Annotated in this window: 10 protein-coding genes; 8 read left to right on the top strand and 2 right to left on the bottom strand. The window is 65.8% G+C overall.

Annotated elements, in window-relative coordinates:
* Position 1: 1 nt before the first annotated feature.
* The 5 genes from CH306_RS24040 to CH306_RS24020 all read left to right on the top strand — a co-directional run bounded on the left by CH306_RS24040 (position 2) and on the right by CH306_RS24020 (position 6,348).
* Positions 2-1,945, top strand: coding sequence for an acetolactate synthase large subunit (locus tag CH306_RS24040; protein ID WP_032397757.1), 1,944 nt, complete (start codon positions 2-4; stop codon positions 1,943-1,945).
* Positions 1,942-2,445, top strand: coding sequence for an acetolactate synthase small subunit (gene ilvN / locus CH306_RS24035; RefSeq protein ID WP_032397758.1), 504 nt, complete (start codon positions 1,942-1,944; stop codon positions 2,443-2,445). The genes CH306_RS24040 and ilvN overlap by 4 nt, the downstream gene beginning before the upstream one ends.
* A 60-nt stretch (positions 2,446-2,505) precedes the next feature.
* Positions 2,506-3,507: a ketol-acid reductoisomerase gene (gene ilvC / locus CH306_RS24030; RefSeq protein ID WP_170944858.1), complete on the top strand. Its 1,002-nt coding sequence runs from the start codon at positions 2,506-2,508 to the stop codon at positions 3,505-3,507.
* Positions 3,508-3,692: 185 nt separating this feature from the next.
* The gene (gene serA, locus CH306_RS24025) at positions 3,693-5,288 is read left to right on the top strand and encodes a phosphoglycerate dehydrogenase (protein WP_094648107.1); all 1,596 of its coding nucleotides are present in this window, start codon (positions 3,693-3,695) and stop codon (positions 5,286-5,288) included.
* Between the two features lie 49 nt (positions 5,289-5,337).
* Positions 5,338-6,348: a 3-isopropylmalate dehydrogenase gene (locus CH306_RS24020; protein ID WP_032397760.1), complete on the top strand. Its 1,011-nt coding sequence runs from the start codon at positions 5,338-5,340 to the stop codon at positions 6,346-6,348.
* Positions 6,349-6,429: 81 nt separating this feature from the next.
* Here the strand turns inward: CH306_RS24020 and CH306_RS24015 are convergent, their stop codons facing one another.
* The gene (locus CH306_RS24015; protein WP_179272764.1) at positions 6,430-7,653 is read right to left on the bottom strand and encodes an MFS transporter; all 1,224 of its coding nucleotides are present in this window, start codon (positions 7,651-7,653) and stop codon (positions 6,430-6,432) included.
* Positions 7,654-7,783: 130 nt separating this feature from the next.
* Here CH306_RS24015 and CH306_RS24010 point away from each other — a divergent pair, with 130 nt between their 5' ends.
* Genes CH306_RS24010 through CH306_RS24000 form a run of 3 tightly spaced genes read left to right on the top strand, consistent with a single transcriptional unit; the run spans position 7,784 to position 11,091 of the window.
* Entirely contained in the window at positions 7,784-8,557 is a 774-nt protein-coding gene (locus CH306_RS24010) for a fumarylacetoacetate hydrolase family protein (RefSeq protein WP_094631800.1), read from the top strand.
* A 7-nt stretch (positions 8,558-8,564) separates the two neighbouring features.
* Positions 8,565-10,040: a glutamate--tRNA ligase gene (gltX, locus tag CH306_RS24005; protein WP_094648106.1), complete on the top strand. Its 1,476-nt coding sequence runs from the start codon at positions 8,565-8,567 to the stop codon at positions 10,038-10,040.
* Between the two features lie 46 nt (positions 10,041-10,086).
* Positions 10,087-11,091, top strand: a complete 1,005-nt coding sequence (locus CH306_RS24000; protein ID WP_179272763.1) for a YihY/virulence factor BrkB family protein — start codon at positions 10,087-10,089, stop codon at positions 11,089-11,091.
* On the opposite strand, the gene CH306_RS23995 is transcribed toward CH306_RS24000, so the two are convergent.
* On the bottom strand, positions 11,049-12,668 hold the full coding sequence (locus CH306_RS23995) for a bifunctional 3'-5' exonuclease/DNA polymerase (protein WP_094648105.1): 1,620 nt from the start codon (positions 12,666-12,668) through the stop codon (positions 11,049-11,051). The genes CH306_RS24000 and CH306_RS23995 overlap by 43 nt on opposite strands.
* Positions 12,669-12,680: the final 12 nt, after the last annotated feature.

The raw sequence follows: 12,680 nt of genomic DNA, 5'->3' as shown, positions 1-12,680 counted from the left end.
AGTGAGCGCACCAACCGCACGCCCAGGGCCCACGACCCGTAAGTCGGGGACAGCCGCCAGCCCGTCCGCAGACGCAGTGACCAACGGATCGCGACGCCACGTCGCACCGGAGAAGGTCACCGGCGCACAGTCGGTCGTTCGGGCCCTCGAAGAACTCGACGTCGACACCGTATTCGGCATTCCCGGTGGCGCGGTTCTCCCGGTCTACGACCCGCTCTTCGACTCGGTGAAGGTGCGCCACATTCTGGTGCGCCACGAGCAGGGTGCAGGCCACGCCGCGACCGGCTACGCCCAGGCGACCGGCAAGGTCGGCGTCTGCATGGCAACGTCCGGTCCCGGCGCGACCAACCTCGTCACCCCACTCGCCGACGCTCAGATGGATTCGGTTCCCGTCGTCGCGATCACCGGCCAGGTCGCCCGTAGTCTCATCGGGACCGACGGCTTCCAGGAAGCCGACATCTCGGGTATCACGATGCCGATCACCAAGCACAACTTCCTCATCACCGACGGTGCCGACATCCCGCGCATCATGGCCGAGGCGTTCTACATCGCCGCCTCGGGCCGTCCCGGTGCGGTGCTCGTCGACATCCCCAAGGACGTCCTGCAGGCGCAGACCACGTTCTCGTGGCCGCCGGAGATGCGTCTGCCCGGCTACCGTCCGGTCACCAAGCCGCACGGCAAGCAGGTCCGCGAAGCGGCCCGCTACATCGCCGACGCCAAGCAGCCGGTGCTCTATGTCGGTGGCGGCGTCATCAAGGCCGACGCCTCGGCGGAGCTGCTCGAGCTGGCCGAACTGACCGGAATTCCTGTCGTGACCACTCTGATGGCCCGCGGCGCGTTCCCCGACTCGCACAATCTGAACCTCGGCATGCCGGGTATGCACGGCACCGTCGCCGCGGTGGCCGCATTGCAGCGGAGCGATCTGCTGATCACGCTCGGTGCCCGGTTCGACGACCGAGTCACCGGCCAGCTCTCGTCCTTCGCACCGGATGCCAAGGTCATCCACGCCGACATCGATCCGGCCGAGATCGGCAAGAACCGCTACGCCGACGTGCCGATCGTCGGCGACTGCCGTGAGGTCATCACCGAGCTCATCGAGGCACTGCGGGCGGACCGTGCGACCGGAACCACGCTCGATCTCGAGCAGTGGTGGGTCTACCTGAACGGCATCCGCAAGACCTACCCGCTGAGTTACGACCGCCCGTCCGACGGATCGATGTCACCGGAGTTCGTCATCAGCTCGGTCGGCAAGTTCGCCGGCCCCGACGCGATCTACTGCGCCGGCGTCGGTCAGCACCAGATGTGGGCTGCACAGTTCATCAACTACGAGAAGCCGCGTACGTGGCTCAACTCGGGCGGCCTCGGCACGATGGGGTACGCGGTTCCGGCCGCAATGGGTGCCAAGAGGGGCCTCCCCGACGCCGAGGTGTGGGCCATCGACGGCGACGGATGCTTCCAGATGACCAATCAGGAACTCGCGACCTGCGCGGTCGAGGGCATCCCGATCAAGGTCGCACTCATCAACAACGGCAACCTCGGCATGGTTCGCCAGTGGCAGACCCTGTTCTACGAGGAGCGCTACTCCAACACCAATCTCGGTACCCACGGTGCCGTTCGCATCCCCGATTTCGTGAAGCTCGCCGAGGCGCTCGGTTGCGTCGGGCTGCGGTGCGAGCGGGAAGAGGACGTCGACGCGGTGATCGCTCAGGCACGAGCGATCAACGATCGTCCGGTCGTCATCGACTTCATCGTGGGAGCCGACGCACAGGTGTGGCCGATGGTCGCTGCCGGTACCGGCAACGACGAGATCATGGCCGCGCGCGGAATCCGTCCGCTGTTCGACGAGGACGAGACCGTGGGAAGCGAGCCCGGCCTCGACGAGGCCATGGAGCGCGAGCAGGCCCCACACCCGCAGATCGACGACGTGAAAGGCACCGACAAGTGAGCACGAGCCATACCCTCAGCGTCCTCGTCGAGGACAAGCCAGGTGTGCTGGCCCGCGTCGCCGCGTTGTTCTCGCGCCGTGGTTTCAACATCTCCTCGCTTGCCGTCGGCGGTACCGAGATTCCCGAGATCTCGCGGATGACGATCGTGGTCACCGTCGACGAATTCCCGCTCGAGCAGGTGACCAAGCAGCTCAACAAGCTCATCAACGTCATCAAGATCGTCGAGCAGGACGACGACTCCTCGGTGGCTCGCGAGTTGGTGCTGATCAAGGTCCGCGCCGACGCGAGTGTGCGCAGTGAGGTCATCGAAACGGTGAACCTGTTCCGCGCCAAGGTGATCGACGTGTCTCCCGAGGCCGTGACGGTCGAGGCGACGGGCACCCGCTCGAAGCTCGATGCGTTGCTGAAGATGTTGGACCCCTATGGAATTCGAGAAATAGTTCAGTCGGGAGTCGTTGCCGTCGGACGTGGACCGAAATCGATCACAGCGTCGCGCTGAGCGACGGACGTGATTTTCAGCGAAATCGAAGAGGAAAGGTTACAAACAGTGGCAGTCGAGATGTTCTACGACGACGATGCTGATCTGTCGATCATCCAGGGCCGCAAGGTCGCTGTGATCGGTTACGGAAGCCAGGGCCACGCGCACTCGCTGAGCCTGCGCGACTCCGGTGTCGATGTGCGCATCGGCCTGGCCGCGGGCTCGAAGTCCCGCGCCAAGGCGGAGGAGCAGGGCCTGAAGGTCGGCACTCCCGCCGAGGTGTCCGAATGGGCCGACGTGATCATGGTGCTCGCACCCGACACCGCGCAGGCCAAGATCTTCTCCGAGGAGATCGAGCCCAACCTGAAGGACGGCGACGCGCTGTTCTTCGGGCACGGACTCAACATCCACTTCGACCTGATCAAGGCACCGGAGTTCGTCACCGTCGGCATGGTCGCACCCAAGGGCCCCGGCCACCTCGTGCGTCGCCAGTTCGTCGACGGCAAGGGCGTTCCCGCGCTCATCGCCATCGACCAGGACCCCAAGGGCGAAGGTCAGGCACTGGCTCTGTCCTGGGCCAAGGGCATCGGCGGAACGCGCGCAGGCGTCATCAAGACCACGTTCAAGGAAGAGACCGAGACCGACCTCTTCGGCGAGCAGGCCGTGCTGTGCGGCGGCACCGAGGAGCTCGTCAAGACGGGCTTCGAGGTCATGGTCGAGGCCGGATACGCGCCCGAGATGGCGTACTTCGAGGTGCTGCACGAGCTCAAGCTCATCGTCGACCTCATGTACGAGGGCGGCATCGCTCGGATGAACTACTCGGTGTCCGACACCGCGGAGTTCGGTGGCTACCTCTCGGGACCGCGCGTGATCGACGCAGGCACCAAGGAGCGCATGAAGGCGATCCTGGCCGACATCCAGTCGGGTGAGTTCACCCGTCGCCTCGTCGCCAACGTCGAGAACGGCAACACCGAGCTCGAAGGCCTGCGCAAGGCCAACGCCGAGCACCCCATCGAGGTCACCGGCAAGAAGCTGCGCGACCTGATGAGCTGGGTCGATCGCCCGATCACCGAAACGGCCTGATTCTCATCGAATCACGTTCTCACGCATGCTGATCGAAGGGCACCCCTGCATCCGTAGGGGTGCCCTTCGATGCGTGAGGCAGGTGGCGTCACAGTTCGACGTCTCCGGCCTCTAAACTGTTTCTGCTGCACCAGCTCCGACTTTTCACCGACAACAGTCTCGAACCGACATAGGGAGTTCTTCACGTGAGCCAGCCAGGCCGTCCTGTCGTTCTGATCGCCGACAAACTTGCGCCGTCCACCGTCGAGGCATTGGGCGACGGCGTCGAGGTCCGTTGGGTCGACGGCCCGGATCGCCCCGCGCTGCTGGCCGCGGTCCCCGAGGCCGACGCGATCCTGGTGCGTTCCGCGACCACGGTCGACGCAGAGGTTCTCGCCGCCGGAACCAATCTCAAGATCGTCGCCCGCGCCGGCGTCGGTCTGGACAACGTCGACGTACCTGCAGCCACCGAGCGCGGTGTCCTCGTCGTCAACGCCCCGACCTCCAACATCCACACCGCCGCCGAGCATGCGGTGACGCTGCTGCTGTCGGCCGCGCGCCAGATCCCCGCCGCCGACGCCACTCTGCGTCGGCACGAGTGGAAGCGCAGCAAGTTCAACGGTGTCGAGATCTTCGGCAAGACCGTCGGCGTCGTCGGACTCGGCCGCATCGGTCAGCTGTTCGCACAGCGTCTTGCAGCATTCGAGACCCATATCATCGCCTACGACCCCTACGTCTCGGCCGCGCGCGCCGCCCAGCTCGGCATCGAACTGGTGAGCCTGGACGAGCTGCTCGAGCGCGCCGACATGTTCTCGGTTCACCTCCCGAAGACCCCGGAGACCAAGGGCATCATCGGCAAGGAAGCCCTGGCCAAGACCAAGCCGGGTGTCATCGTCGTCAATGCTGCTCGCGGTGGGCTGGTGGACGAGCAGGCCCTGGCCGACGCCATCACCAGTGGACATGTGTTCGCCGCCGGAATCGACGTCTACGCCTCCGAGCCGTGCACCGACAGCCCCCTGTTCGAGCTGCCGCAGGTCGTGGTCACCCCGCACCTCGGCGCGTCGACGACCGAGGCACAGGACCGGGCGGGCACCGATGTCGCCAAGTCGGTTCTGCTCGCTCTCGCAGGCGAATTCGTGCCCGATGCCGTCAACGTCAAGGGTGGCGCCGTGGGCGAGGAGGTGTCGCCGTGGCTCGAGATCGTGCGTAAGCAGGGTGTGCTGCTCGGCGCTCTGTCCACCGAACTTCCCACGTCGCTGTCGGTCGACGTCCGCGGCGAACTCGCCGCCGAGGACGTCGAGATCCTCAAGCTCTCGGCGCTGCGCGGTCTGTTCTCCGCCGTCATCGAGGACTCGGTCACGTTCGTCAACGCCCCGTCGCTCGCCGAGGAGCGTGGCGTCACCGCCGAGGTCACCACCGCGTCCGAGAGCGAGAACCACCGCAGCGTGGTCGACATCCGCGCCGTCTACGGCGACGGCTCGGTGCTCAACGTCGCGGGCACTCTGACCGGCACCACGCAGGTCGAGAAGATCGTCAACATCAACGGCCGCAACTTCGACCTCCGTGCCGAGGGCAAGAACCTCATCGTCAACTACGCGGATCAGCCCGGCAGCCTCGGCCGGATCGGCACCCTGCTCGGCGATGCCGGCATCGACATCCAGGCCGCCGCACTGAGCCAGGACTCCGAGGGCGACGGCGCAACGATTCTGCTGCGCGTCGACAAGGACGTGTCGGAGGAGTTGAGCGCGAGCATCGCCACCGCGGTCGGCGCGTCCACCATCGAACTGGTCGACCTGTCCTGAGCATCGCTCGCAGTCGATAGAACGAAGTCGAAGAATCACGAGGAGTGAGATGAAGCTGGCCGTCATCGCCGGAGACGGTATCGGACCGGAGGTCGTCACCGAGGCGCTCGCCGTGCTCGACGTCGTTGCACCCGGTGCCGAGAAGACCGAGTACGACCTCGGCGCGCGTCGCTACAACGCCACCGGGGAACTGCTGCCGGACTCGGTGTTGGCCGAACTGCGCGAGCACGACGCAATTCTGTTGGGAGCCATCGGTGATCCGTCGGTTCCGAGCGGCGTGCTCGAGCGCGGACTGCTGTTGCGCGCTCGGTTCGAGCTCGATCACCACATCAACCTGCGTCCGGCCAAGCTGTACCCGGGTGTCGTCGGCCCACTCGCCGGTGACAAGGACATCGACGTCGTGGTCGTGCGGGAGGGCACCGAGGGGCCGTACACCGGCAACGGTGGCGCGCTTCGTGTCGGCACCCCGCACGAGGTGGCCACCGAGGTCAGTGTCAACACCCGTTACGGGGTCGAGCGGGTGGTGCGCAACGGTTTCGAGCGGGCTCTGACTCGGCGCAAGCATCTGACGCTGCTGCACAAGACCAATGTGCTCACGTTCGCAGGCAGCCTCTGGGCTCGCACGGTGGACGAGGTCGCGGCCGAGTTCCCGGACGTCGAGGTCGCGTACCAGCACATCGACGCCGCGATGATTCACCTCGTGACCGACCCGGGCCGGTTCGACGTCATCGTCACCGACAATCTGTTCGGTGACATCGTGACGGACCTGTCGGCGGCGGTGACCGGCGGAATCGGTTTGGCCGCAAGCGGAAACATCGATGCGACCGGAACCAATCCGAGTATGTTCGAGCCCGTGCACGGCAGTGCTCCCGACATCGCAGGGCAGCAGAAGGCGGACCCGACGGCCGCGATCCTGTCGGTGTCGTTGTTGCTCGATCATCTCGGCGATGCGGCAGGTGCGGCGCGGGTGGAAGCCGCTGTCGCAGCGGATCTCGCCGAGCGAGGAACCACAACCGCGTCGACGAAGGACATCGGCGCGAGAATCGCAGCGCGTCTGTAGCAGGGCCGTCACGACATGCCACGGTGGGCCGACTGCCCACCGTGGCATGTCGTGTTTCTCGGGCATCCCCGCAGGTCTGGATCAGCCGGCGCTGTCGGAATTCTCGTCGAAAGTCTCGGAACGCGGATCGTCGGGGACGATCGGCACGGAGAGTGCAGGGAAGATCGCCGACACCAGGAATGCGACGGGAAAGCTGACCGTCGCAAGCGCCCCGAAGATCGGCGGTACGGCCGACGCGAACACGTACTGACTCGTGTTCTGCACGCCGAGGGCGCGTCCGCTCCAATACGGTCCCGATATCTCTGCGACAGCAGTGAAGGCAAGGCCGTTCGGTGCAACGGTGGCGACGGACGCGACGACGAGCAGGACGATTGCGGCGGGGGAGTCGAACCAGTCGGCGATGCCGAGCCCCAGCATGCTGACGGTGGCGGTGGCCGCAACCCACCGTAGGGGCCGCATGCGGCTACCGACCCGATCGGAGAGTGCTCCGACGCTCATCCGGCCCAGTGCACCGAGGATCTGGGTGACGGTGACGAGGACGCCCGCGGCCGCAGCAGTCCACCCTCGGTCGGTCATCAGCCACACGAGCGCAAATGTCCAGACCACGTACTGCGGAACCACCAGCAGGATGGACGTGGCATGAATGCGCCACAGTTGGCTGCTGCCTCGGTACGGATTGTCGAGCAGACCCTGCGCCGCCGCGTCGATACGATTCGGACGGGGAGGGTCGACGACCGCCAGGCAGAGCAGGGCGCTCGCAGCGCACACCGCAGCGGGTACGAGCAGTGCCACTCCGACGCCGTGGTCACGGGCGATGGGTGGGATGGTGAGGGCGGCAAGGGCAACGCCCAGGGGCACCGACATCTGCCTGATGCCCATTGCCAGTCCACGGCGATGCGGCGGGAACCATCCCACCACCACGCGTCCGCTCGCGCTGTTCGCACTGGCCGCTGCCATACCGCCGACCAGCAGCAGGACGGCGAGCACCGGGATGGACGTGCTGACCACCGCGCCGAGACTCGCTGCGGCCGTGAGCCCGAGCCCGATCACCAGAACGAGACGTTCGCCGATGCGGTCGACGAGCACGCCCCATGCGATGAGGGTCAGCATGATGCCGACGGTGGGCATCGCAACCACGAATCCTGCAGTCGCAAGGCCGAGTCCCCGGTCGTCGTGCAGGGCAGGAATGAGAAATGCAGCACCGTTGATGAAGACGGCGCCCGCAGTCTGCGCGAGCATCCCGAGCACGAGCATGAACCACCGTCGCGTCTCGCCGATGCTGGACAACTGCTTCGTGTCGCTCATTCCGGCCTTCCGTCTCAAAATATGGACATACGATCTTGCTATGTGGATCAACGCGAACTTTACACCGGCGAAAGATCGGTGGATCGGACGGCGTCGACGTGCGGAGAACGACGGTCGATAGACTTCCGTCATGCGTCTCGGTCGAATTGCAAGTCCTGATGGTGTGGCATTCGTGAGTATCGAAGGTGAGGGTGACTCGCAGACTGCGAAGGAAATCGCCGAACATCCTTTCGGCACACCCACGTTCACGGGTCGGTCGTGGCCTCTGGCCGACGTGCGACTGCTCGCCCCCATCCTCGCCAGCAAGGTCATCGCCATCGGGAAGAACTACGCCGCGCACGTGGCCGAGATGGGCGGTGAGGCTCCGAAGGACCCCGTGATCTTCATCAAGCCGAACACCTCCATCGTCGGGCCCGGAGCGCCCATCGTGCTGCCACCGTCCTCGAACGAGGTGCACTTCGAGGGTGAACTGGCGATCGTCATCGGCCGCCCGTGCAAGGACGTCCCGGCCTCCAAGGCGTACGAGGTGGTGCTCGGATACACCGTCGCCAACGACGTCTCGGCCCGTGACCACCAGAAGCACGACGGACAGTGGACTCGCGCCAAGGGACACGACACCTTCTGCCCACTCGGGCCCTGGATCGAGACCTCGCTCGACCCGACCGATCTCGAGATCAAGACCGAGGTCGACGGCGTGGTCAAGCAGCAGAGTCGTACTTCGCTTCTGCTGCACGACATTCCGAAGATCATCGAGTGGGTGTCCGCGGTGATGACACTGCTCCCCGGAGACGTCATTCTCACCGGAACCCCCGAGGGAGTCGGGCCCATCACCGACGGAGACAGCGTGTCGATCACCGTCGAGGGAATCGGTACCCTGACCAACCCCGTCGCAGCGAAGAAGTAGGGCGAGCATGACCACAGCAACAGATGTCCGCGTTCGGTTCTGCCCGTCGCCCACCGGGACCCCGCACGTCGGTCTGGTCCGAACCGCACTGTTCAACTGGGCGTTCGCCCGGCATCACGGCGGCACCTTCGTCTTTCGCATCGAGGACACCGACGCAGCACGCGACTCCGAAGAGTCCTACGCCGCCCTGCTCGACGCGTTGCGCTGGCTCGGCCTCGAGTGGGACGAGGGCCCCGAGGTGGGTGGCCCGTACGAGCCCTACCGGCAGTCGCTGCGTCGCGAGCAACACGTTGCCGTCGTGCAGCAGTTGCTCGACGCCGGCGAGGCCTACGAGTCGTTCTCCACGCCGGAGGAAGTGGAATCCCGTCACAAGGCAGCCGGACGCGACCCCAAACTCGGTTACGACAACTTCGACCGCGACCTGACTCCGGAGCAGCGCGAGGCCTATCGAAGCGAGGGACGCGGGGCCGTCGTGCGACTGCGGATGCCCGATCACGATCTGACGTGGAACGACCTCGTGCGCGGGGAGACCACGTTCAAGGCCGGGACCGTACCGGATTTCGCTCTGACCCGAGGCAACGGAGTTCCGCTGTACACGTTGGTCAATCCGGTGGACGACGCACTGATGAAGATCACCCACGTCCTGCGCGGTGAGGACCTGCTGTCGTCGACGCCTCGTCAGCTCGCTCTCTACGAGGCACTGATCCGGATCGGCGTCGCAGAACGCACCCCCGAGTTCGGGCACCTGCCGTTCGTCATGGGCCAGGGCAACAAGAAGCTGTCCAAGCGTGACCCCGAATCGAATCTGTTCATCCACCGCGATCGTGGGTTCGTTCCGGAAGGTCTGCTGAACTACCTCGCTCTTCTCGGCTGGGGCATCTCGGACGATCACGACGTCTTCTCTCTCGACGAGATGGTGGCGGCGTTCGAGATCTCGTCGGTTAATTCCAACCCGGCACGCTTCGATCAGAAGAAGGCCGACGCGATCAACGCCGAGCACATCAGGATGCTGGCAGCTGACGATTTCGCGGCGCGGTTGCGCGAATACCTCGTCGCGCAGGGCAATCTCACCGAGCCGGTCGACGAGAAGGTGTTCGCCGTCGCGGCCGATCTGGTGCAGACCCGCATCGTCGTCCTCTCGGATGCCTGGGGACTGCTGAAGTTCCTGTTCGTCGACGAGGCGGACTTCGAGATCGACCCTGCAGCCGCGGCGAAGAACCTCGGTGCCGATGCCGCACCCGTTCTCGACGCCTCGGTCGAGGCGCTGACGGCGTTGCAGACCTGGACCACGGCCGATCTGGAGGCGACTCTCAAGGACGCGCTGATCGAGAAGCTCGAGCTCAAGCCGCGCAAGGCTTTCGCCCCGATTCGGGTGGGAGTGACCGGGTCGCACATCAGTCCGCCGCTGTACGAGTCCATGGAATTGCTCGGGCGCGAGAAGACCCTGGCACGCCTGGCTGCAGCACGCGCCCGGGTGGCGTGACGGCGCACGGCCCCAGGCGCACCGCGGGCCGCGGGGGCAGCCTCGAATGAGTGTCTCCGATCGACTGGATCGACTCCAGCGCAGGCGACCGGTTCTCGGCTATCCCATTGCGGTGGTGTACAAGTTCGTCGACGATCAGGGCGGCTACCTCGCCGCCCTGATCACGTACTACGCCTTCGTCTCGCTCTTTCCTGCGCTGCTGCTCTTCTCCGTGATTCTGGGCATCGTGTTGATGGGCAACCCGGAGCTGCAACAACAGATCCTGAACTCGGCACTCGGTCAGATCCCGGCGGTCGGTGAAGAATTGGGGCGTCCCGAACGGATAGGTGGCGGCACGGTCGGTCTGACGGTGGGTATCCTCGGGTCGCTGTACGGCGGGCTCGGTGTGTCCGTTGCGCTGCAGAACGCGATGAACACCGCATGGGCCGTACCGAAGAATCTCCGGCCCGATCCGATTCGAGCCCGAGTGCGGGGACTGGGTTTGCTGAGCACCGTGGGCCTGGCGGTACTGGCTATCACCGCACTGAATGTGCTCAGTGCCGCAGGATATTTCGGCCCGGAATCAGGTCTCGTCGTCTTCGTGATCGGAACGCTGCTGTACGTCGGGGTGTTCGTCGTTGCGTTTCGGCTCGCCACAGTGCGAGCGGTGTCGATCGGACAGGTACTTCCGGGAGCCGTAGTGGCCGGTCTGACGTGGCAGCTACTGCAGACGTTCGGCGGTGTGTACGTGAAATACGTCGCCGCGAGTTCGACGGTGACGAACGGTGTCTTTGCAGTGGTGCTCGGGCTGTTGGCCTTTCTGTACGTGACCTCGGTATCGATCGTGATCTGCATCGAGATCAACGTGGTTCGTGTCGACAGGCTGTTCCCGCGGTCCCTTCTGGCCCCGTTCACCGACGATGTCGAACTGACCGAAGGTGACAAACTCACCTACACCGGACAGGCAGAAGCACAACGCAGCAAGCCGTTCGAGGACATCGACGTGACGTTCGCCGACCCACCGGGAGCTCAGTCCGAATCCGGCTCCGAGCGGGCAGCCGAAGCGCCGTAGAAGCGGTCGATTCTCGTCTCCATCGGAAACCGGACGGCCGTGTCGCCGAACATCAGCCGAGTTGCCGACAACGCCGATGCTGCAATCGCTTCGGCGGCACGCTCCGAATCGGCGACGGGACAATGCACCACCACCTCGTCGTGTTGAAAGAACACCAACTCGCTGCTGGTCCCGGAATCCCCGTCGCTCCTGCGGGCTCCGCTCCCGGCATTCGGGTCACTCCTGCGGGCTCCACTCCCGGCCAACCGGCCACGCAGATCGGCCAACAAGCACAGCGCCCACTCGGCGGCGGTGGCCTGCACGACGAAATTGCGCATGAACCGGCCCCGCGCGTGCGCGTCACCTTCCGACCACCACTGCGGCGAGGGCGGTGGGCAGGCCCGTCCGAGCCACGAACGAACGACCTCGCCCCGTTCTCCCGCGCGGGCGGCCTCCTCCACCAGTGCGACGGCACCGGGGAACGAGGCCCGTAGTCGCGTCAGCAGCGAACGCGCCTCGCCGGAGGTCGCCCCGTACAGGACCCCGAGAACGGCAACCTTGGCGTGGCTGCGATCGCCGCCGAACGATGCTGCCGCCACCGGTGCATACAGATCTGCGGTGCCTGCCGCGGCGACCATACCGGGATCGCCGGACATCGCAGCGAGAATGCGCGGTTCGAGCTGACCGGCGTCGGCGGCCACGAAGGTGTAACCGGGATCGGCGATCACACTGGCGCGCAGGGGTTTCGGAATCTGCAGGCCGCCTCCGCCGCGACTGGCCCACCGGCCCGAGACCACAGCGCCGGGAACATAGACCGGACGGAAACGATCGTCGCGAACCCACGCGTCGAGCCATGCCCACCCGTTCGCAGCGTGCAGCTTCGACAGATCGCGGTGGCGCAGCAGCAGCGGAACTGCCGGGTGGTCGATGTCGCGGATGACGTGCGCGCGAGTCGATGTCAGTTCGATACCGACGCGCGCGAACGCGGCCACCAGCTCCACGGGAGAGGCAGGGTTGACGCGCCGCCCGAACGCCGACGAGATCTGGTTCTCGAGCTCGACGAGAGCCGGGGGTGGAGAACCGTCCAGCGGCCGCGCACCGAGCATCGTGTCCAGATGACGGCGATGTGCCGACGCGGAGAACGGCAACCCGTCGAAGGTCATCTCCGCGGCGGCCAGGCCCCCGGCCGACTCGGCCGCCGCCAGCAGGTGCAGTGCGCGATCGTCACCGATGTCGCGAAGCTGACGCCGATACTCGGTGAGCACGGCCGCGGGATCGGAGTTGGGGTTCGCGTCGAACAGCCCCGGCCGCAGGTCGGCGGGAGCCGAAGGGGCAGTCGCCGAGCCGGCGCGCATCGCCAGAATCGCACCGACCAGGGCCAGATCGTGACAGCGGCGGACGCGTACTCCTCGTTCGAGCAACCGAGGGTAGATCCGGCTGGTGTCCTCCCACACCCACCTCGGCCGTTCGTCTCGCTCCAGCCCGGCAACGGCCGCGACCGGATCCTCGGCCACCGTGGGTTCACTCTGCATCGAGCCGTCGTCGGCGAGGTACGTCAGTACCGCCTGCTCGCCCTGAGGAACGAGCAGAACCCTCATCGGACTCGGCTG

The organism is Rhodococcus sp. 15-725-2-2b (assembly GCF_002259075.1).
Lineage (GTDB): Bacteria > Actinomycetota > Actinomycetes > Mycobacteriales > Mycobacteriaceae > Rhodococcoides.
Note: the sequence above shows the minus strand (reverse complement) of the source record. Positions and strands in the feature narration are given on the sequence as shown.